Annotated in this window: 20 protein-coding genes; 8 read left to right on the forward strand and 12 right to left on the reverse strand. The window is 57.1% G+C overall.

The features are described 5' to 3' along the window. Window positions 1-74 precede the first annotated feature (74 nt). Window positions 75-1469: a hypothetical protein gene (locus tag EDC30_RS11775; RefSeq protein ID WP_132259045.1), complete on the reverse strand. Its 1395-nt coding sequence runs from the start codon at window positions 1467-1469 to the stop codon at window positions 75-77. 373 nt (window positions 1470-1842) lie between these two features. On the opposite strand from EDC30_RS11775, the gene EDC30_RS11780 reads away from it, so the two are divergent. Further along, window positions 1843-3285, forward strand: a complete 1443-nt coding sequence (locus EDC30_RS11780) for an OmpP1/FadL family transporter (protein WP_243656746.1) — start codon at window positions 1843-1845, stop codon at window positions 3283-3285. 228 nt (window positions 3286-3513) lie between these two features. On the opposite strand, the gene EDC30_RS11785 is transcribed toward EDC30_RS11780, so the two are convergent. Beyond that, window positions 3514-4719, reverse strand: a complete 1206-nt coding sequence (locus EDC30_RS11785) for an acyl-CoA dehydrogenase (protein ID WP_243656747.1) — start codon at window positions 4717-4719, stop codon at window positions 3514-3516. A 39-nt stretch (window positions 4720-4758) separates the two neighbouring features. Beyond that, on the reverse strand, window positions 4759-5268 hold the full coding sequence (locus EDC30_RS11790) for a flavin reductase family protein (RefSeq protein ID WP_132259046.1): 510 nt from the start codon (window positions 5266-5268) through the stop codon (window positions 4759-4761). Window positions 5269-5474: 206 nt separating this feature from the next. On the opposite strand from EDC30_RS11790, the gene msrA reads away from it, so the two are divergent. Further along, a complete protein-coding gene (gene msrA, locus EDC30_RS11795; protein ID WP_132259047.1) occupies window positions 5475-6008 on the forward strand; it encodes a peptide-methionine (S)-S-oxide reductase MsrA in 534 nt (177 codons plus the stop codon). 139 nt (window positions 6009-6147) lie between these two features. Here msrA and EDC30_RS11800 read toward each other — a convergent pair whose 3' ends face one another. Genes EDC30_RS11800 through EDC30_RS19760 form a run of 3 tightly spaced genes read right to left on the reverse strand, consistent with a single transcriptional unit; the run spans window position 6148 to window position 8595 of the window. Further along, on the reverse strand, window positions 6148-7347 hold the full coding sequence (locus tag EDC30_RS11800; protein ID WP_132259048.1) for an SAM-dependent methyltransferase: 1200 nt from the start codon (window positions 7345-7347) through the stop codon (window positions 6148-6150). A 60-nt stretch (window positions 7348-7407) separates the two neighbouring features. Beyond that, window positions 7408-8043: a pyridoxamine 5'-phosphate oxidase gene (gene pdxH, locus EDC30_RS19755; RefSeq protein ID WP_243656748.1), complete on the reverse strand. Its 636-nt coding sequence runs from the start codon at window positions 8041-8043 to the stop codon at window positions 7408-7410. Between the two features lie 12 nt (window positions 8044-8055). After that, entirely contained in the window at window positions 8056-8595 is a 540-nt protein-coding gene (locus tag EDC30_RS19760) for a hemerythrin domain-containing protein (RefSeq protein WP_243656749.1), read from the reverse strand. An 89-nt stretch (window positions 8596-8684) separates the two neighbouring features. Between EDC30_RS19760 and tcdA the strand changes: the two genes are divergently transcribed. Further along, a complete protein-coding gene (gene tcdA, locus EDC30_RS11810) occupies window positions 8685-9554 on the forward strand; it encodes a tRNA cyclic N6-threonylcarbamoyladenosine(37) synthase TcdA (RefSeq protein WP_132259049.1) in 870 nt (289 codons plus the stop codon). Here the strand turns inward: tcdA and thpR are convergent. Together thpR and EDC30_RS11820 are read right to left on the reverse strand one after the other, a co-directional pair. Further along, a complete protein-coding gene (thpR, locus tag EDC30_RS11815; protein WP_165973803.1) occupies window positions 9533-10087 on the reverse strand; it encodes an RNA 2',3'-cyclic phosphodiesterase in 555 nt (184 codons plus the stop codon). The genes tcdA and thpR overlap by 22 nt on opposite strands. Before the next feature lies 1 nt (window position 10088). After that, window positions 10089-10478 (reverse strand): hypothetical protein, encoded by a 390-nt coding sequence (locus EDC30_RS11820; RefSeq protein WP_132259051.1) that lies wholly within the window; start codon window positions 10476-10478, stop codon window positions 10089-10091. Window positions 10479-10541: 63 nt separating this feature from the next. Here EDC30_RS11820 and EDC30_RS19495 point away from each other — a divergent pair, with 63 nt between their 5' ends. Together EDC30_RS19495 and EDC30_RS11830 are read left to right on the forward strand one after the other, a co-directional pair. Next, entirely contained in the window at window positions 10542-10982 is a 441-nt protein-coding gene (locus EDC30_RS19495; RefSeq protein WP_165973804.1) for a hypothetical protein, read from the forward strand. A 172-nt stretch (window positions 10983-11154) separates the two neighbouring features. Beyond that, a complete protein-coding gene (locus EDC30_RS11830; RefSeq protein ID WP_207907266.1) occupies window positions 11155-11865 on the forward strand; it encodes an alpha/beta fold hydrolase in 711 nt (236 codons plus the stop codon). 164 nt (window positions 11866-12029) lie between these two features. Here EDC30_RS11830 and EDC30_RS11835 read toward each other — a convergent pair whose 3' ends face one another. Next, window positions 12030-14390, reverse strand: a complete 2361-nt coding sequence (locus tag EDC30_RS11835) for an EAL domain-containing protein (protein ID WP_132259053.1) — start codon at window positions 14388-14390, stop codon at window positions 12030-12032. A gap of 390 nt (window positions 14391-14780) precedes the next feature. On the opposite strand from EDC30_RS11835, the gene dacB reads away from it, so the two are divergent. The 3 genes from dacB to EDC30_RS11850 all read left to right on the forward strand — a co-directional run bounded on the left by dacB (window position 14781) and on the right by EDC30_RS11850 (window position 18655). Continuing rightward, window positions 14781-16145, forward strand: a complete 1365-nt coding sequence (dacB, locus tag EDC30_RS11840) for a D-alanyl-D-alanine carboxypeptidase/D-alanyl-D-alanine endopeptidase (protein ID WP_132259054.1) — start codon at window positions 14781-14783, stop codon at window positions 16143-16145. Window positions 16146-16313: 168 nt separating this feature from the next. After that, a complete protein-coding gene (locus EDC30_RS11845) occupies window positions 16314-17573 on the forward strand; it encodes a YjgN family protein (protein ID WP_132259055.1) in 1260 nt (419 codons plus the stop codon). Next, the gene (locus tag EDC30_RS11850; protein ID WP_132259056.1) at window positions 17570-18655 is read left to right on the forward strand and encodes a M48 family metallopeptidase; all 1086 of its coding nucleotides are present in this window, start codon (window positions 17570-17572) and stop codon (window positions 18653-18655) included. Before EDC30_RS11845 ends, EDC30_RS11850 begins: the two co-directional genes overlap by 4 nt. Before the next feature lie 28 nt (window positions 18656-18683). On the opposite strand, the gene EDC30_RS11855 is transcribed toward EDC30_RS11850, so the two are convergent. Genes EDC30_RS11855 through EDC30_RS11865 form a run of 3 tightly spaced genes read right to left on the reverse strand, consistent with a single transcriptional unit; the run spans window position 18684 to window position 20626 of the window. Beyond that, window positions 18684-19184, reverse strand: a complete 501-nt coding sequence (locus EDC30_RS11855; RefSeq protein WP_132259057.1) for a TPM domain-containing protein — start codon at window positions 19182-19184, stop codon at window positions 18684-18686. Continuing rightward, window positions 19184-19984: a TPM domain-containing protein gene (locus EDC30_RS11860; RefSeq protein WP_132259058.1), complete on the reverse strand. Its 801-nt coding sequence runs from the start codon at window positions 19982-19984 to the stop codon at window positions 19184-19186. The genes EDC30_RS11855 and EDC30_RS11860 overlap by 1 nt, the downstream gene beginning before the upstream one ends. Before the next feature lie 39 nt (window positions 19985-20023). Beyond that, window positions 20024-20626 carry a LemA family protein gene (locus EDC30_RS11865; RefSeq protein WP_132259059.1) on the reverse strand — a complete coding sequence of 201 codons (603 nt, stop codon included), beginning with the start codon at window positions 20624-20626 and terminating at the stop codon, window positions 20024-20026. Window positions 20627-20765: the final 139 nt, after the last annotated feature.

A 20765-nucleotide genomic window follows, 5' to 3' on the forward strand; every position in this document is an offset into this window, starting at 1 on the left:
GCAAGAATAGGGCGCATTGAGTTGCGCCCTATTTCATTTTCATCGACTGACTTCGCTTGATATAACGGCTTGATCTACCAAGTCAGAGCTTGCTGATGCACGCCGGTGACATTGAAGGTCTTGTTGCCGGTGACAGCGTTGGTGCGGCGCGGTGCGAACAGCGTCGAGTCAGTGTACGAACCGCCGGTGACCTTGGTCTGGAAGCCGCTTCCCGTCACATGCAGCAGGTAGCCGCACATGTCGTAGCCGGTGTAGAACGGCGCCTTGACGACGACCTTGACCACGTCATTTTTCTTCGCGCGGAACACGGCAAAGTCCTGATAGCCGACTGGCGTGCCGCCATACAGCGCCGACGCGGTATTCACGGTAAATTTCTTGGTCGGGCTGCCGAACCATGTGGCGGCGTTCGTCGATGAATTAAACGTATTGCCCGTGTCGGCCTTGATGTACACATCGAAGTCGAGTTCGGCGTACGCATTCGTGTTGGTCAGCACGATCGAGACGAACTGGTCGTATTTCGACTTGAAATAGAACGTGTGGTTGTCGCTGTTCAGATAGCTCAGCGTGCAGCTGGGCGAGACGGCATCCACCGAGAACGATGTGTCGTTGACGAAGTTGCTCGGGTTGGCCTGACGGCTCACCAGGTTGGCGCGCGGGTACAGTTCGGACAGGTCATACTGGCGATAGGTGGCCGGGCTGGCGGTATCGTATTGGACTTCCAGCGTGCGCTTGACCTGGCCATTGGCGATCATGTCGCCGGTGGTGGAGTCGATCGACACCAGGCCGGAAGAACCGTAACCCCTGCGTCCAAGCGGACCGAGCGGGCCGAGCGCGCCGAGCGGACCGGCCGGGCCGAGAATGCCCCATACACCGGAAGGATCCAGTTGATGCGGGAAATCGTTGTAATCGTTCGATTGTTCCTGGTGGGCCGAACCGATCGTTTCGTTCAGATGCGGCATGTCACGGTAGATGGCTTGTTCCGAGAGCGGGCCATTGGCGCCCAGCGGGCCGGAAGGTCCATATGGCGAAGACGAGCCGAACAGCGAATCGCCATTCCAGAAGTATTTGCCGACCCAGGAAGAGTAATTGCTGGGGAACCAGGAGATGCCGCCCCAGGAAAAGGAGCCGCCCCACAGCGGCCCGACCGAACTTAAAGGACCGGTATAGCCCAGCGGTCCAAGCGGTCCCAGCGCGCTGCCGGCCTGCAGGTAGGTCGACCAGTTGTAGTTCCAGTAATTGGGCTGCGACGCATATCCCGAATAGGTATCGGAATAGTCGTAATACATGCGGATGTTGCCCAGCACGTTATTGCCGGTCGAGCCACTGACATCGCTGAAATAAACGTTTGATGAAATGGTGTTGGCGCTTACCAGCAGACGGCTGCTGTTAACGTCAAATTCGGTGGTCTGCGCCGTGGCGAATGCAGAGGCGACACACAACGCCAACCCTGCGGCAAATTTCTTCTTCAATTTTCACTCCCGTATAACACTTTGATTTTTTTGAGTTGCCGCGGCATGTATCCCTGTCGTATAACGGGAGTCGAATTTGTTTTTTATGAAAACAACCGCCACAGCTTATGTAATTGCCAATAAGCAATTTCCGCGATTGTCTGTAAATAAGCCATATAACGCCAATCAAATGTTTGCATATCAATCATTCATTAAGAAAATATCTTGACATGTCAAAATGGGAAAATGGAATGGGATTCTTTCTTTATTTCCTAAGTTCTGAGATGTCGCCAACATTTCCTTTATAAAAATGTTTGCAAAATAAATCGTTAATGGGATACTTAATCAAAATAGAACAATCGTTCTATTTCTAAAAAAATTAAGGAGACCTGTTATGCAAATCGGTGTGATCCCGTTGCTGGCCAAAGAAATCACTGTCCCGAATCGTTTTGGTTTTTCGCTAAAGAAAAAGCTGACTGAATTAGGCTCTTCGCGTGTTTTACCCATGGTGTCGCTGGTGGGCTTGCTTGGCATGGCTTCAGCCGGCATGGCCCACGCGAGTGGATTTGCATTGAATGAAATGAGTGCGGCGACATTGGGTAATGCCCATGCCGGCGCCGGCGCGGCCGCCGAAGATCTCAGCACGATTTATTTCAACCCCGCCGGATTGACCCGCATGTCGGGAAGTCAAATCCAGATCACCGCTTCAGGCATCCGCCCCTCCGCAAAATTCACGAACGCAGGCTCGAATCTGGGAGGGGCAACACCTCTTACCGGCGGCAACGGTGGTGATGCCGGCGGGTGGGCGCTGGTGCCGGCAATGTTCTATGCAATGGATCTCGCGCCCAATTTGCGGTTCGGCATTGGCGTGCAGTCGCCTTTCGGTTTGAAGACGGAATATGATGCAAACTGGGCGGGGCGCTACCAGGCACTGACCTCGGACATGAAGACGGTTAACATCAACCCGTCACTGGCATACAAGTTGAACGACATGGTGTCGTTGGGGGCCGGGGTAAGTTTCCAATATATCGATGTCGAACTTTCGCAAGCCATTGATTTCGGCGCCGCCTGTTTCAATGGCCCAGCTATTGCGGGACTTGGACCTGCCAATTGCGCTGCAAGCGGTTTTATACCGCAAACCAGAGATGGCAAGGCAACCATCAAAGGCCATGATTGGGGTTACGGCTTCAATTTGGGCGCCCTGTTTACGCCGACCGAAAACAGCCGTTTCGGCATTGCCTATCGTTCCCATATCAAGCATACCTTGAAGGGTGACGCCAGCTATGACAGGCCTGCCGGTTTGCCGGCTGCGCTCGCAGCATCGAACAGGTTCGCCAATGGTGGAGCCAATGCCGATGTCACGTTGCCGGAATCGCTAAGCGTGAGCGGCTATGTCGATCTGGATTCAAAATGGGCGCTGCTCGGCGATGTCAGCTGGGTACGCTGGAGCCGCTTCAAGGAACTGCGGGTGCGTTTCGACAATGGCGCGCCAGAAAGTGTGACCTCGGAAGAATGGCGCAATACCGTGCGCGTGGCGATCGGTGCGAACTACCGCTATAACGATGCGTGGAAACTGCGCGGCGGTATCGCTTATGATCCCTCGCCAGTCAAAGACGAGTTCCGGACTCCCCGCGTGCCGGATGCCGACCGTACCTGGCTATCGTTCGGTGCCCAGTACAAGCCATCGGCAAACGATACCTGGGACTTCGGCTACGCACATCTATTCGTCAAGGATGCCTCGATCAATAAGACTGAAGCAAGTAACGGTACGACCGTACGCGGGAATTACGAAAGTAACGTGAATATCGTCAGCGTGCAATACAGCCGCAAGTTCTGATAAATGAATAGCGCCGGTTTCGATTGCCGGCGCTTTCATTAGTGATGACGCGCCCTGCGAGCGATCATGCAAGCAGGGCGTTTTTTATTGCGGGTTCTTGAAACTGCGGCGCTGATCGATTCTTCGGGGAAGAAGGATAGCGTGCATGGCTCGTGTGCATGCCGGAGCTTAGGCGATCACGCCCGGCGCTTGCGGCAATGAGAGTAAGAGCGGCATGAGCTTACCTGGTTACTGAAACGCCTGGATGCCGGTTTGCGCCCGTCCCAGGATCAGCGCATGGATATCATGCGTGCCTTCATAGGTATTGACGACTTCCAGATTGAGCATATGGCGGATTACGCCGAACTCGTCCGAAATTCCATTGCCGCCCAACATATCGCGCGCTACTCGTGCAATGTCCAAGGCCTTGCCGCAGGAATTCCGTTTCAACATGGACGTGATTTCCACCGACGCCGAGCCCACATCTTTCATGCGCCCCAAACGCAGGCAAGCCTGCAAACCGAGCGCAATTTCCGTCTGCATGTCGGCGAGTTTTTTCTGTACCAGCTGGTTCGAAGCCAGCGGTTGGCCGAACTGATGGCGGTCCAGCACATACTGGCGGGCAGTGTGCCAGCACGATTCAGCCGCACCCAGCGCACCCCAGGCAATCCCGTACCGCGCCGAATCCAGGCAAGTGAAGGGACCTTTCAAGCCGCGAATCTCAGGGAAGACATTGTCGTCCAGGCAGAAAACCTCATCCATGACGATTTGGCCGGTGATGGAAGTGCGTAAGCCGAACTTGCCATGGATGGCCGGCGCGGAAAGGCCCGCCATGCCTTTTTCCAGGATAAAGCCGCGGATGACGTCAGCCTCATCCTTGGCCCAGACCACGAACACATCGGCAATCGGCGAATTGGTGATCCACATCTTGCTGCCGCTGAGCGAATAGCCGCCTGAGACCTTTCGCGCGCGCGTTGTCATCGAAGCAGGGTCGGAGCCGCTATTCGGCTCGGTCAGGCCGAAACAACCAATGAATTCGCCGGCTGCGAGCCTGGGCAGATACTGTTGCCGCTGTTGTTCGGTGCCGAAGAGGTAGATCGGCAGCATCACCAGCGAGGATTGCACGCTCATCATCGAGCGGTAGCCGGAATCGATGCGCTCGACTTCGCGCGCAATCAAGCCATAACAAACCTGATTCAAACCGGCGCCGCCGTACTGCTGCGGAAGCGTCGCGCCAAGCAGGCCGAGCGAACCCATCTCACGGAAGATGGATGCATCCATGCGTTCATGCCGGAATGCTTCCAGAACGCGCGGCTGCAGCTTGTCCTGGCAATAAGCACGCGCGGCATCGCGCACCATGCGCTCGCTCTCGTCGAGTTGCTGATCCAGCAGCAGAGGATCATTCCATTGAAAGCAGGCCTTGTTGTCGGAAGCGGAGCGGGAAGAAGCCATCATGTCAGGAAAGGTCGGCGACCTGCCGGCAGCCAGGTAAGATTATTCGATATTGGTGGCGACAAATTTGCCGCCATGGAAAACCAGCGCAGGCTGCGGATCGACGGCACAGTGCTCCACTTCGCCGACCAGAATGACATGGTCGCCTTCCGGGTACTGGCTTCTGTTGCGGCATTCAAACCACGCCGCTGCGCCTTTCAGAATCGGCAAACCAGTGGCGGATAAATCGAATTCCACGCCTTCAAAACGGTTTTCAATGCGGCGCGCAAAGCGATCGGCTAAAAATGCCTGATCCGCGCCGAGCACGTTAATCACGTAATGCGAACAGGACTGGAATACCGGCAGGCTGCGCGCGGTATTGGCGAGACTCCACAACACCAGCGGCGGCGCCAGCGACACGGAATTGAACGACGTAGCAGTCAAGCCGATGAACTTGCCTGGCTCGGCGAGCGTCGTCACAACAGTCACTCCGGTGGCAAATTGTGCGAGCGCATTACGGAAATGGCGGGGATCCAGGGGATCGAATACACCGCTCGAAATACTAGTGGGCATCAAAGGCCTGCAATTGTTCTATCTGGTTTATCAACGGCCGAAAAGACGAAAAATGATACACCAAGGCGACAATCCTCGGGAAACAGGTAAATTTGGCGCAAGAGACATTTTGCCTGTAATTGAAATTCGAAGTTTATAATCAAACAGTAATTCGCTTAAGCATGGTGAAATATAAGCCAAGGCAGACTTTCTGAACGGAGTGCAGCATGACAACGGAAATCGCAACGCTGGGTGGTGGCTGCTTCTGGTGCCTGGAAGCGGTTTATCAGGAATTGCAAGGTGTGCAGCAAGTGGAGTCCGGTTATGCCGGTGGCCATGTGGCCAATCCAAGCTATGAAGAAGTGTGCAGTGGCGGGACCGGGCATGCGGAAGTGGTGCGCGTGACTTTCGATCCGGCCATCGTCAGCTACCGCGAGATTCTCGAAATCTTTTTTACGATACATGACCCGACCACCCTGAACCGCCAGGGCAACGATTGCGGGACTCAATATCGTTCCGTGATTTTTTACCACTCGCCTGAACAGGAAGAGACAGCCAGGCAAGTAATCGCAGAAATGGCGAATGTCTGGGACGCGCCTATCGTCACCGAGCTTGCGCCACTCCCCGCGTATTACAAGGCCGAGGATTACCACCAAAATTATTTTCGCCAGAATCCGTTGCAGGGTTATTGCGCGTTCGTCGTGGCGCCCAAGGTGGCGAAGTTCCGCAAGATTTTTGCCGACAAGGCGAAGAGCGCCTGAGATTCACGCCTGAGCTTGCCGCTCTCCAGTCGAGCAAAGTCAGACCCACTGATGAGTTTCCCATGCCATCAGGGCCATGGGAAACTCATGCATCCCGATAGCGCACCCCTGTAATTTCAGGAATGCATTCACGAATACTTCAGGAATACATATAGCGGCGTGACCAGGGCAGGGCGCTTGCAGGCCGGCCAGACTTGGTGCACAAGACCTGGAAAATCGCTACCCAGTCATTGGCAAAGGCATACGAGCATCCGGCAAGATAAACCCGCCAGATGCGGAAGCGCCGTTCATCCACGGCGGCGCGAATGCGGTCAGCGCGGTTCTCGAAATTGGATGCCCAGATGCCGCAGGTCTTGGCGTAATGACGCCGCAGGTTTTCCACATCGAGCGTTTCCAGACCACTTTCCTGCATGGATTTCAAGACGAGGCTGATATGCGGCAGTTCGCCATGCGGGAACACGTACTTGCCGATGAATTCGCCGCCGCCATAGGGAGTCGAGCCGCTGTCGATGTCGGTGCTGGTGATGCCATGATTCATGGCAAAGCCGTCGTCGGCGAGCAGGGCGCGCATGCGCGAAAAATAATCGGGTAGCTGGCGCAAGCCGACATGCTCGAACATGCCGACGCTGGTGATGCGGTCAAAGGTGCCGGTCACATCGCGGTAATCCTGCAAGCGGATTTCCACCCGGTCGGCAAGGCCCGCCTGCTTGATCCTTTCCGTAGCCAGGGCATGCTGGTTTTCGGACAGGGTGATGCCGACGCAGCGCGCGCCGAATTTTTCAGCGGCGCGCAAGACCAGTGCGCCCCAGCCGCAGCCGATGTCCAGCAAGGTCTGGCCCGGCTTGAGCTGAATCTTGGTGAGGATGTGATCGATTTTTTTCAGCTGCGCTTCTTCCAGCGTTTCATTGCCGTTTTCGAAATAGGCGCAGGAATACACCATGTTCTCGTCCAACCAGATTCGATAGAAATCGTTGGAGACGTCATAGTGATAACGGATGGCTTCCGAATCCAGCTTGCGATTATGGCGGATGTGGCGGGTCAGGCGACCGAACTTGCCGGTTGGCTGCAGTGTCTTGCGCGCCAGCGTGCTGCCGACATCGATGATTTCATCGACGTTGCCTTCGATGTCGAGCTTGCCTTCGACATAGGCAGTACCGAGGTTGGACAGGGAGGGCGTCAGGAGATACGGCAGGGACGATGCTTCCGGCACTTTGACGGTGACGTGCGGATCCTGTGAAAAGTCAAAGCGCTTGCCATTCCATAGCTCCAGTCGTAGCGGCAGGGCGGCTTGGTGGCGTACCTGGTTGACCCAACTATCCAACTTGTTTTCCCAGAACATGGTCTCTCCTTTGTTTGAAGGAAAACGGCATTGTCGGCCGCCACCGCCGCGCCAGGCGCTTTACGGCTGCAGCCGCTGTATCCGCCACGCTCCATCATCCTGCCGGATGTAGAGAACCCGGTCATGCATGCGGGAGCTGCGGCCCTGCCAAAATTCGATCGAGTCCGGCACCAGGCGGTAACCGCCCCAGTGCGACGGCCGCTGCGGCTGGTCGCCATGCTGCTTCTTCACCTCTTCGAAGCGCGCCTCCAGCGTTTCGCGATCGGCGACCGGGCGGCTCTGTTCCGAAGCAATCGCCCCCAGTCTGCTCAACAGCGGCCGGCTGTCGTAATAGGCATCGCTTTCTTCCGCTGCGACCTTTTCCACCTTGCCTTCAATCCGCACCTGCCGTTCCAGTTCGATCCAGTGGAACAACAGCGCTGCGTACGGATTGACTTCCAATTCCCGACCTTTACGGCTGGCGTAATTGGTAAACCAGACAAACCCGTGCTGATCGAATTCCTTGATCAGCACGATCCGCGACGAAGGGCGCCCATCGGCATTCACCGTCGCCACGCTCATGGCATTGGCTTCCGGCACATGGGCCTTGAGCGCTTCATCGAACCACTTGCCGAATTGCTTGATCGGATCCTGGTCCACTTCGGATTCCGACAAGCTGGAATGCATATAGTCCTTGCGAAGACCGGCAATTGACATCTTGTTTCCTTTTTACGTATTGGAAATTCCGCGGCGCGCCCGCATGGCATCGCCCAACTCCTGCATTTGCCCATCGCTGAAGAGGCGTTTGGCCATCGGCGCAATCACGCTTTCTTCCATCTGCATATGGGCTTCATACAATTGCGCAAACTGCGCCACATCAGTTTCAGAGAGTTGCGCAGATTGCCCACTTGCAATTGTACTCAGTTGGCGGTCCAATACCGGCCAAAGGCTTGCCATTTTTCGGTGCTCGTCGAGCAATCGCGGCAAAATGGCTTGCAGCTGGTCGGCATCGGTTCCGCTTGCGGTCATTTCCAATTGCGGCAGCAGGTTGTCTTCCTCGTCTTCGTGATGAAGCTGCGCCGCATCGTTAAAATAGCGCAGCACTGCATGGGCAGCTTGTTGCGCGTCAACATCTGCGCCATGGCTTGGTAAATAGGCTACGAGCTTTTTCAGCGTGGCGAGTTGCTTGCGAATGCGCGAATGGCAATGCGCCAGTACCTCGATCGGCCGGTCAAATCCGGGCGCTGTTTCAAATAATGAATTTTTCATGTTTCAGCCTTGGCATTTCAAGTTTTCATCTCTCAGTAAAAATCCATTCTAGGCGAAAAATTTCGCTTTCCGTCCGGTAAAATGACGGAATGCATGCTTTACTTAAACCAACTTCTTTCGCCGCTACCGATACCGCAGTCGACATTGACTATGAGCGCCGCTTCGGCGGGATCGCACGTCTGTATGGCGCTGCCGCGCTCGAACGATTTCGTGACGCCCATGTGTGCGTGATTGGCGTCGGCGGCGTAGGTTCGTGGGTAGCGGAAGCGCTGGCCCGCTCCGCGATCGGCCGCATCACCATGATCGACCTGGATAACGTCGCGGAATCCAACATCAATCGTCAGATCCATGCCCTGACCGATACGCTCGGCAAAGCCAAGGTCACGGCGCTGGCCGAGCGCATTGCGCAAATCAATCCGTATTGCCAGGTGACGGAAGTCGAGGATTTCATCACACCGGATAACCTGGACGAGATGATCGGTTCGCGCAAGTTCGACTACATCGTGGATGCCATCGATAACGTGCGCGCCAAGACGGCGCTGATTGCGTATTGCCGTGAGCATGGCATTCGTTTGATTACGATCGGCGGCGCAGGCGGACAAATCGATCCGACCAAGATCGAGATTCGCGACTTGTCACGCACTGAGCAAGAACCGCTGCTGTCGAAAGTGCGCAAGCGCTTGCGCCAGTTGCATGGCTTCCCGCGCGGAACGAAAAACAAGTTCGGCATCGATGCCGTGTTTTCTACCGAGCCGTTGCGGTTTCCGGAGACGGCGGGCGCTTGTTCCGTCGACGACCAAGAGCCTGCAGGCAATGACGGTATCACCGGTTTGAATTGCGCGGGTTTTGGTTCTGCGATGGTGGTGACGGCTTCTTTCGGGTTGGTCGCGGCAGCGCAAGTCTTGAAAAATCTTGCTCATGCTGCGAAGGCAGCTGCTCAGGTTTCACTCGCCAAGTAAATCGACGTCAGCACGTTGTACTCCAGTCGCCCGCCTTCCTGCATGGATTGCACCAGGGCGACTTGCCTGATTCCCCAAATAAATGGTTCGAATGGCCGGTCAAGCGGTGGCTGGGCATCGCGCGCCAGCGTGATATGCGGCGTGAAATCGTTTTTGCGGTCGAAGTCGATTCCGTGTTCATTCAGTTTGTCGGCCAGTGATTGCTGCAAGGCGATCAGCGTGTCCGGCACGGCGTGGCTTCCCGCCCATACGATGCGCTTTTTCTTGAAATAGCCGATGCGGTCTATGGGCAGTGTGATGGCATCGACCGGCAGGCTGGCCAGAATTTCTTCCAGTAAGGGCAAGTGCGTCGCCTGCTGTTCGCCGAGGAAGGCAAGCGTCGCATGCAGATTGCCGGGGCGGGTGCGGCGTCCGCGCTGCTGCATCTGTAATTCCAGCAGCGCATTGCGCGCGGCCTCGTCCGGCCACAGCGCATAAAACAGCCGCAGAGGCTTGTCGTGCGAGGTATCCGTTACGCCGTGAACGTCGAACACCTTAATCCTTTATATGCGTAAAAAAGAAGTAGCATGCGAGCAGAATGGCGATCACCACGCAGGCAAAGGAAAAGGCGATGCCGCTGCTGATGCAAAACAGCGCGGCACAAAAATAGGCGGGGGTGCCTTCCATTGTCTGGGCAAGCATGCCGGAATAAATCTGCAGCAAGATGAGCATGCAAGCGGCGATGCCCAGCCATTTAAGCGTATAGGAAGGAAGAATGGCGCGCTGCGCGCGGTTGTGACGATAATTGGCGCTGCGCTGCTCGAACGTGCCGAGATTGACGTCACGAAAGCGCCAAAAGGGCGTGGCCCAGCGCCAGAACAATAAGCACAGTAACCCCAATAACTGCAAAACCTGGATGAGTCGGGATGGATGGTCTGCTTGCATGCGCGATGCCTCCTATGTGGATAGGTTGTTAGGCATCATGATGCACAGGGGGTTCACACGGCTTTGATTGGCTTACTGCGTAAGCCGGAAGGTTTCTTCCTCGGTGCGGTAATCATCCGCGCAGCCTTTATTGCAGAAGCGCCGGACATTGTCCAAGGGAGCATTGCAATACCAACACGCGCCTTTGGGTTTCAACGCACCAAGGCTCATTTCTCCGGTCGAGACGAGCGCTTGCATGGCAGGCTGCGGTTCATTCGCGATGCTTTTGGCGTCATTCATGAGGCACCTCTGTTTGCGGGATTAATTATCCGGCACGCCTGCGGTACAGGCGAACCTTGCTGCAACACGCTCTTACATTACTGCCATGCTGACGGCAGATCAAGTCCTGCGCGAAGTAAAAACGCATTGTTTGAGCTTAGTTGTAAAGTTGCAATTGAAGTGGATAAATTGCCATCATTAAGGGTGGTATCCGGTTTCATCTTTATTCATGTCATTGCCAATTAAATAATATTTGGGGAGGACTATCCAAATAGATAGTGGAATGGCTTGTCCAAACTAATTAGAGTTGCTAACTGCAAATGCGCGACTCGTCACAACACAAGCGCATACCAATCCGAAGTCCGGTTGTAAAAATAAAAACAGATACATCTGGTTTATATCAATATGAGGAGACACCATGAAGACAGGCTTTACACTTTCCCTTTCCCGTATGCTGGCCACCGCCGCCATGGCAGTCAGCGCCTTTTCCGCCCAGGCTGCCTGCCTGGACAATGTCGTGCTGGTGCATGGTAATACGGCGTCGCCATCGAGCTGGAACAACACTGTTTCCACACTCAAGTCACGCGGCTATACCGATAGCCAGCTGTACCGTCCGAACTGGGGTTCCAAGACTTGCGCAGCTTGTAATTCGCATGACACGACCAATACCAATGTCGTCAAATCCTCGCTGCAATCGGCGCTGGCGGCGTCCTGCACCGGCAAGATCGACGTCATCGGCCACTCCATGGGCGTGACCCTGGCGATGAAAGCCATCAACGAGCTGGGTTACTCCGGCAAGGTCAATACCTTCGTCGGTGTGGCGGGTGCACAGCATGGCCTCAATTCCTGCGGCGTGTATCCATACAATGTCGTGTCGTCGACTTGCGGTTCGGCCGGCCTGTCGATCGACAGCCCGCTGATCAAGTCGGTCAAGGGCAAGCGCTATGGCGCCAAGATGTATTCCATCAAGAGCTGGATCGATGAAGTCGTTTGCGTTGGCAGCTGCTATGTCTGGGGCGCGCATACCAGCAACATCGACTCGCAGAACGCCACCTATGACTATGCACTGGGCCACTTCGGCCTGCAAACCGGCACCACCAGCAAGCAAGCTGATTTGCTGATGAACTGATGCTCACGGGCCGTCCCTGGGGCGGCGTTATCCTGAAATGGAAATAAAAAGCCCTGCGATAGTGCAGGGCTTTTTCATTGGATGGCTGACGCGAGATAACGGCGGTAAGTGCATGACGATAACTACGCGGCTACGCGGCAATCACTGCAGCATTTCTAAGAGCTTCAGGCCGCGCAGTCGCCGTAGCGGCACGGCACCGGTTTGCCGATGCCGTAGCCCTGGGCGAAATCTACCTTCAAGGCAGCCAGGCGAGCACGGATATCATCGTTTTCCACGAACTCGGCAATGGTGCGCAAGCCCATGGTGTGGCCGATATGGTTGATCGCTTCGACCATCGCGGCGTCGGCGGCATCGGTCAGCATATCCTTGACGAAGCTGCCGTCGATTTTCAGGTAATCCACCGGCAGATGCTTGAGATAGGCAAAGGACGACATGCCGCTGCCGAAATCGTCCAGGGCAAATTTGCAGCCGGCTGCGCGCAATTCATTGATAAGGGTAATGGCTTGCGTCAGATTGCCGATGGCGACCGTCTCGGTAATTTCGAAACAGATTTTGCTCGTCGGGATATCGTGCGCTGCCATCTCGCGCAGGATGAAAGACAGGAATTCAGGGTCCGATACCGATGCGCCCGAAAGGTTGATGGCGCACAGCTCCAGTTGTTCCGCCACATCCGGGCTCAGATTGTGGAAGTTCGCAAAAGCGCTGGAAATTACCCAGCGGTCGATGGCAGGCATCAGGCCGAAGCGCTCGGCGGCCGGCATAAACGCGCCCGGCGGCACCAGCTTGCCTTCCTCGTCGCGCAGCCGCAGCAGCAATTCGAAATGCGCTCCGGTATTGGGCGCAGCTTCATCCAGGGGCACGATTTTCTGGCAATACAGTTGCAAGCGGTTTTCCTGCAGCGCTTGCTGCAGCCTGCTGACCCAGTGCATTTCTCCCTGACGAATGGTGATGTCGCGGTCTTCGCGATTGCCGACGTGGACGCGGTTGCGGCCATGTTCCTTGGCGATGTAGCAGGCGGTATCGGCGGCGGAGAGAATGTCCGACACGCTCATGTCGCTGCCACCGAAATTGATCACGCCCAGCGACAGGCTCACGGTAAAGGTGGTGTCTTGCCAGACGAAGCGGAAATCGCTGACGGTCTCGCGCAGGGTTTCGGCGATTCTGGCCGCAGGCTCGGGAGGGCAGTTCTCCAGCAGCACGCCGAACTCGTCGCCGCCAAAGCGCGCCAGGGTATCGCCGGAGCGCAGCCTGCCTTGCAACAGGCCAGCCAGCGTACGTAACAATTCATCGCCGGCGACATGGCCGCAAGTATCGTTGACGACCTTGAACTGGTCCAGGTCCATGTAGATGAAGGCATGGTTCCGCCCTTCGTTTGACGCGGTTTTGACTGCCTGGTGCAAGCGGTTTTCGAATTCGCGGCGGTTGACCAGCCCGGTCAGGTCATCATGGGTAGCCTGGTAAGACAATTGCGCGGCAATCTGGCGCGAGCGGCTCACGTCATGAAAGGCCAGCACCACGCCGCTGATATGGCCGGCGGCATCGCGGATGGGCGCCGCGGTTTCCTCGATGGCGTATTCCTTGCCGTCCTTGCTCAGCAAGACGGCATCGCCCTGCAAGCTGACTGTGGCACCGCTGGCTCCGCTATCGAGCACGCGCTGCACCGGATCTGCCAGCGGGCTGCGGCTGGCTTCGGCAACGACGTGGAAGACTTCGCCCAGGCTGCGGCCATGCGCTTCCAGGTTGGTCCAGCCGGTCAGCTGCTCGGCAACGGGATTGAGGTATTCCACTCGCCCGGCCACGTCGGTAGTAATGACGCCGTCGGCAATCGATTGCAGGGTGACGGTGACGCGTTCCTTTTCAGCCTTCAGCGCGGCAGTGCGGTTGGCGATGCGCTGTTCGAGGACGCGATTGGCGTGTTCCAGCTGGGACTGTGCTTCGTCGCGCTCGCGGCGCATGCGGATGACCGAAATGCCATGCGACAGGTCGCTCGCCACTTCGCTGAGCAGTTCCACTTCCTGCGGGTCGAAGCGGTTCGGCTCGGCCGAGTAAAAGCCGATGGCGCCGATGGCCTTGCCTTCCACGATCAGGGGCAAGCCCAGCAGCGATTTGTAGTTGTAGATCCTGGTGGCGTCCCGCCATGCCGCCATGAAGACAGGGGATTCCTCCACATTGCGGATGATGGCAGGCTGACCGGTGCGGATGGCGCGGCCGAATACGCCCTGGCCCTGCGGGCTGTCGGCCGACCATGACACTCGATCGATGCCGAGATTGTTTTCCAAAAATCCGACCCTGGCCATCGGCTTGACAGTCTTGAATTCGTCGTCGATGGCATAGCCGACCCAGGAATGGGTATAGCCGCCTGCCGTGACCATGGTCCGGCAGATTTCATCAAGCAAGGCTTGTTCGTCGGTCGCACGAATGACTACCCGGCTGCAAGCGCTCAGCGTTCGCAATACACGAACATGGCGCGCACTAAACTCCTGATTCGTCTTTGCGCCGATCTCTGTGATCAGACTGGTCTTCATTATTAATTGTTATACAAGGTAAATTTTAGGCTATTACAAAACTGTGCTTGTGAGAAGCATAAATACTCCTATTTCCCCTCTTGCATTGTTGAAACACAACACAAATCTCTGCATTCGAGGAGCCGAGACTAGTAGCCTTGATGACTATGTGTTTATTTGCGAGCTGTATATTAGCTATGTGATGCGGGCCTTGGCGCCATGAAATGGAGATGGTTTTTCTATCGGAGTGCTAGCTGATGGAGCATCAAAAGAATGAAGATGGCACCAAATTCACAAAGAATCGCATGGGATAATGTCTGATAATAATTTCCAATCCTCTTGTGCCATCACACCGTGTTTAACTCATCAAGAACCATTCATATTGTTGCGATCTGGTTTTGCTTGACTTTCATGACCGTTGCCGGTGCCGCGACATTGCCGGCGACGGTGACGCAAGCGCTTCAGCGTGCCGGTATTCCGCTGCAGGCTGCCGGTGTGCACGTGCAGGAAGCGGGTGGCGAAAGAATGCTGGCCGAACTCAACCCGGCGACTCCCTTCAACCCGGCTTCCACCATGAAGCTGGTGACAACCGGTGCGGCACTCGACTTGCTGGGGCCGGCCTTCGCCTGGAAAACCGAGGCGTATGCCCGCGGCACGATGGAAGGCGATGTCCTGCAGGGTGACCTCGTCATCAAGGGCGGCGGCGATCCCAAGCTGACGGTGGAAGGGTTGTGGATGTTCCTGCGCGAGATCCGCGCACGCGGCATCCGCGAAATCCGCGGCAACCTGGTGCTCGATCGCAGCCTGTTTGCTCCCGAGGGGCACGATCCCGCTTCGTTCGATGGCGACCCCTCGCGTCCCTACAATGCCGGGCCGGATGCGCTGCTGTTCAATTACAAGACGCTGACCCTGCGTTTTATGCCCAATCCCGCTCAAGGTAAGGTTGCGCTCGCTGTCGAGCCGCCCTTCACCGATTTTCATGTCATCGGACCCAGGCTCGGTAATGGCGATTGCGGCGAGTGGCGCAAGAACCTGGCGATGTCGCAAGACGCTTATGTGCTCGACATCGCCGGTGCGTATCCGGCATCTTGCGGCGAGCGCGTCCTGCAAGTGCTGGCCTGGAATATGAGCTCGGCGCGCTATTTCGAAATCGTTTTCCGCAGGTTGTGGAGCGACCTTGGCGGTTCACTGGCGGGAGTCGTGACCGAAGGCGGCGTGCGGCCGGATGCCTGGCTGCTGGCGCAACGCGATTCGGTGAGCCTGGCCGAAGTGGTCCGCGATATCAACAAGTTCAGCAACAATGTCATGGCGCGCCAGCTACTGCTTACACTGGCGGCGCGCTATACCGGGCAGGCCGCCACCGTCGCGGGCGGCGCCGAAGTGATCAAGACATGGGTGGCTTCGCGCGGCATCGCCATGCCGGAACTGGTGCTCGACAATGGCTCTGGCCTGTCGCGCGAGGGACGTGTTTCGGCGGGCGGCCTGGGGCGCCTGCTGCAGGCGGCGTTCCGTGCGCCGACCATGCCCGAATTCGTCGCCTCGCTGCCGCTGGTCGGGCAGGACGGCACCATGCGCAAGCGCCTCAACGGCGACACGGTGGCGGGCAATGCCCATATCAAGACCGGCTACCTGAATGAGGCACGCGCCATTGCCGGTTATGTCCAGGCAGCGTCCGGCAAGCGCTATGTCGTCGTCTTTCTGGTGAATCATGCGAATGCCGGGCGCGCATCTGAAGCACAAGACCAGCTGCTGAAGTGGGTCTATGAAAACGGTTGACGCGCTGCCGCAATGGCATGGCGATGTGTCGTTACAACAGTCGTTCCGGACAATTGCCTGATGCAGAAAAAACATTGATACTTCGGCAAATACGCACGTTGCCGTGAATTGGCTAGGGCGAGCATACCAATAACAATAGGCAGGCCGCATGCCGCCTCCGGAGAATGCATGACTGATACGAGCACGCTGCGACTCGAACCTGTGCCCGCACAACCCAATACGCCTGCCAACGCCAAAGCGGCGCCTTCCCTGACGGTCGCGCATGAACAGAACAGGTCCGGGCCGCACGAGGCAGCCGAGCCCGTTCCCTTGAATCCGCAGCGCTTCGAGTTCACCGGCAGCGGCGGGGAATACTTTCGCATCTGGGTAGTCAACCTGCTGCTAACCATCCTCACGCTGGGCGTATATTCGGCCTGGGCCAAGGTGCGCCGGCTGCAGTACTTCTATCGCAATACGCGTGTCGCCGGCGATATCTTCGATTACCACGGCAATCCGACAGCCATCCTGAAAGGGCGCATCCTGGCGCTGGTGCTGCTGGTGGCATATAAGCTGGCTTCTGAAATATCCATGATCGCCCTGGTGATCGTCGGTATTGTGCTGATGGGGATCATGCCTTGGCTGCTAGCGCGCGCATTCCGCTTCAAGCTGGCCAATTCCAGTTATCGCGGATTGCACTTCCGGTTTCATGGCACCGTGGCACAAGCTTATCGGATGCTGATTCTGTTTCCGATCATCCTGACCTTCATCGGCGTGTTCGCCTGGAGCGTGTTCACTTCCTTCGATTCGCATCCTCGGATCGGATTGATTCTGCTGGCTGTGCTGTTGCTGGTAGCCGTACTGATGGCAGGCGTGCCGCTGGCGCATTACCTGCTCAAGCGTTTTCAGCACGATAACGCGTACTATGGCCAGTCGCCGTTCTTCTTTCATGCGACGGCGGGTTCCTTCTTCAAGATCTATGTCCAGGCGCTGTTGCTGGCCCTGGTCGGCGGCATTCCCGCCAGTATCTTCGGTTTTCTGACCGGCGACCTGTTCAACTATCTGGCGAAGACGCCATTCGGCTGGCTGTTCATCTTCCTCTACAGCGTGGCGAGTGCCTATGCGTCCAGCATGGTGCTGCGCGCCTTTGTCGAAAGCCGTATCCAGAACCTGGTGTGGAATAACACCGAATTGGCCGACGTCAGTTTCGAGAGCACCGTCAGCGCCCGCAATCTGTTGTGGATCCATGCTTCCAACCTGGCTTTGATCATGTTGACGGCCGGCCTGTACAAGCCGTTTGCCACCGTGCGCCTGGTGAAATACCGCCTCGCCAGCCTGGCCATCTTGCCGCATGCCGGATTGGATGAGTTCTTTGCCGACCAGGCGGCCGATGGCGCCGGAGCGCTCGGCCAGGAAGCCGGTGAGTTTTTCGATATCGATATCGCACTATGATCGACGCCATTTATTTCGACGGCCAGAGCTCCAGGCGCCAGCCGGTCACGCTAATCATGCACAAGCGCGTGGTTGCCATGCGCGGCGAGGGCATCAAGCAAAGCCATCGCCTTTCCCGCCTGCGTTTGTCGGAACGCCTGGAGCATGTGCCCCGTATCCTGTACATGCCGGATGGCGGCAGCGTGCATGTCAGCGATCCGCGCCTGGACAAGATGCTGGCTGCAAACGGTTACCGCGAATCGCGCGTGGTGGGATGGCAGCGCAACTGGATGCTGTCGCTGCTGGCGCTGGTTGCCGTGGTGGCCTTGCTGCTGTCCGGTTATCAGTGGGGCTTGCCATGGGTGGCTGACCAGGTGGCATTGCACATGCCTGCTGCGCTGGAAAAGAAAATCGGCGACGGTCAGCTCAAGCTGCTCGACAAAAGCGTCATGGCGCCGAGCGAACTTGATCCGGTGGTGCAGGCGCGCCTGCAACGGTTGTTCGCCGACCTTAAACAGCCGCGCGGCGAGAAGACTGATTACCGTCTCGAGTTCCGGCGTAGCCATATCGGCCCGAATGCCTTTGCCGTGCCCAACGGGGTGATTGTCATGACGGACGAGCTGGTGAAGCTGGCGGAAAATGACCAGGCCGTGCTCGGCGTGCTCGGGCATGAACTGGGCCACTTGCAGCGTCGTCATTCGCTGCGCAGGCTGATGCAGGCGCTGGGGGTGAGTGTGCTGCTTAACGTGTGGGTGGGGGATGCGTCGAGCGTCGTCGCGACAGTGCCGACAGTCCTGCTCGATCAAAAATATTCGCGCGATTTCGAGCGCGAAGCGGACCAGTATGCCATCGACATGATGCAGACGAATGGCATACCGCTGGAGCCCATGGCCGTCCTGTTTGAGAGGATGGAGAAATATGCCAGCCGAAACGGGGAAGCATCGCATCGGCATGAGCAAGACGCGAAGGGCGAAGGGCGCAGGAGCAAGTCAAGGAAGGATGAAGAAGAGGAAGAGCCGGAGCCGCTGGACTACTTCAGTTCCCATCCGAGCGGCGGCGAGCGTGTCGCCAAGTTGCGGGCCGCGGATCGCGCCAAAAAATAATGCGCTGACTGGCGATCTCCGCTCCCGGTCAAACGATCAGCGGGCGGTCGGATAATTCATTGAGATTGTCGCCTTGTCCGGGGAAGTGCTGCTGCAGCAGGCGATTCAGCAAGTCCAGCGCCGCCAGCACGCTGGGCCCGTACTCACCATGCGAAAACCCTTCGGTCATGCGCCGGCAGATTTCCTTCCAGTCATTCGGTTGCAGCGCGCGGCCGCTGGCGCGGTCGGCGATGATTTCCACCTTATGGTCGGCCAGGTTGATGTAGACCAGCACGCCGCAGTTGTCTTCGGTATCCCAGACCCGGTAAAGCGTGAACAATTCACGCGCGCGGGCACGCGAATGAGCGCCTTGCAGCATGTCGGTGATAGGCAGTGCGGGCTCGATGATCAGCCGGATTTCCGCGCGGTGCAGCTTCTCGCCTGAGGCGATCGCGGCCTGGATATCGTGCAGCGCCTGTGGAGGGAATGCCTTTTGCGCGGTTACGCGAGTCGTCAACACATGCCGGAAAAAGCGGGATAGCTTATTCATTACCAGTCTCCCGAAGCGCCGCCGCCGTCAAAGCCACCGCCACCGCCACTGAAACCGCCGCCGAAGCCGCCTCCACCTCCACCACCACCGCCGAAATCGCCCCAGCCACCCCGGCCGATATGGCTGCCGAGGATGACGCCGGCAGCTTGACCCCAGCCATTGCGGCTGAACCGGCGGCGCGACGAACGTGCCCGCGACATCATCATGAACACCACGAACAGGAAAAACAGCATCGGCAGCCAGCCGCCGATGCTTTCGTCTTCCGCGACCTGATTTTGCGCATTTTGCGGCGAGGGAAATTTTTCCTGGTCGAGCAAAGTCGTGATCGCAGAAACGCCAGCCGTCAGCCCGCCATAGAAGTCATTCTGGCGGAAATGCGGCGCGATCACGTCCTGCAGGATGCGCTTGGATTGCGCATCGGTGAGTACGCCCTGCACGCCGCGCCCGGCTTCGATGCGAAGGCGGCGCAACGCCGGCGGATTATCCTTGGCCACCAGCAGGATCACGCCATCGTCGACCCCTTTGCGCCCCAGCTTCCAGGCATCGGCTACCCGGATGCCATATTGCTCGATGGCTTCCGGCTCCGTCTTGCTGACGAGGAGTACCGCGATCTGGCTGCCGGTGCGTGCTTCGTAATCAGTGAGCACGTTTTCCAGCGCCTGCCGCTGCTGTGCGGTCAGCATGCCGGCGTTATCGGTGACATGCGCCGTCAGCGGCGGCACCGGAACAAAATTCTGGGCGCTGGCTGCCTGCGCCAGCCAGAACAGCAGCAGGGTAAGCAGATGGCGTGCTGACATCATGTGCAGACGTTTTTCGCTATCGTTAAGTGTGTTTCAGTCTTATTTCTTATCGTTGCCGAAGTCGACCTTGGGCGCCGTCGAAATCGCTTTTTCATTTTCGACCGTGAATGAGGGTTTGACTTCATAGTTGAAAATCATCGCCGTCAGATTGGTCGGGAAACTGCGCGCCAGGATGTTGTACTCCTGGACGGCAACGATATAACGCTGGCGCGCCACGGTAATGCGGTTTTCCGTGCCTTCCAGTTGCGATTGCAGATCGCGGAACAAGCCATCGGCCTTGAGCTGGGGATAGTTTTCCGCCACCGCCATCAGGCGCGACAAGGCAGAGGAGAGTTCGCCCTGCGCTTGCTGGAATTTGTTGAAGGCTTCCGGATTGTTCAGCACTTCTGGCGTCACCTGGATGCTGGTCGCTGCCGCACGCGCCCGCGTTACGGCTTCGAGGGTATCTTTTTCATGCGAGGCATAACCCTTGACGGTATTGACCAGGTTGGGCACCAGGTCGGCACGGCGCTGGTACTGGTTGACGACTTCAGCCCAGGCTGACTTGACAGCCTCATCCTTGGCCTGAAAGTCGTTGTAGCCGCAGGCGGAGAGCATGGAGGCCAGCAGGGCCATCAACAGGTAAGCGGACCATTTTTTCATATGGACATTCCCCTTGGAAAATGACATTGAATTAACGAAGCAGGAAATAAATTAACATGGTTTGCCATTGTCCGGGACGGCCAGGCATCAGTTCCAGGCGTTACAATGTGTCGTTTGCATTGTTATTTTTCAAACGGAC

Source organism: Paucimonas lemoignei (assembly GCF_004342585.1).
Taxonomy (GTDB): domain Bacteria; phylum Pseudomonadota; class Gammaproteobacteria; order Burkholderiales; family Burkholderiaceae_D; genus Paucimonas; species Paucimonas lemoignei.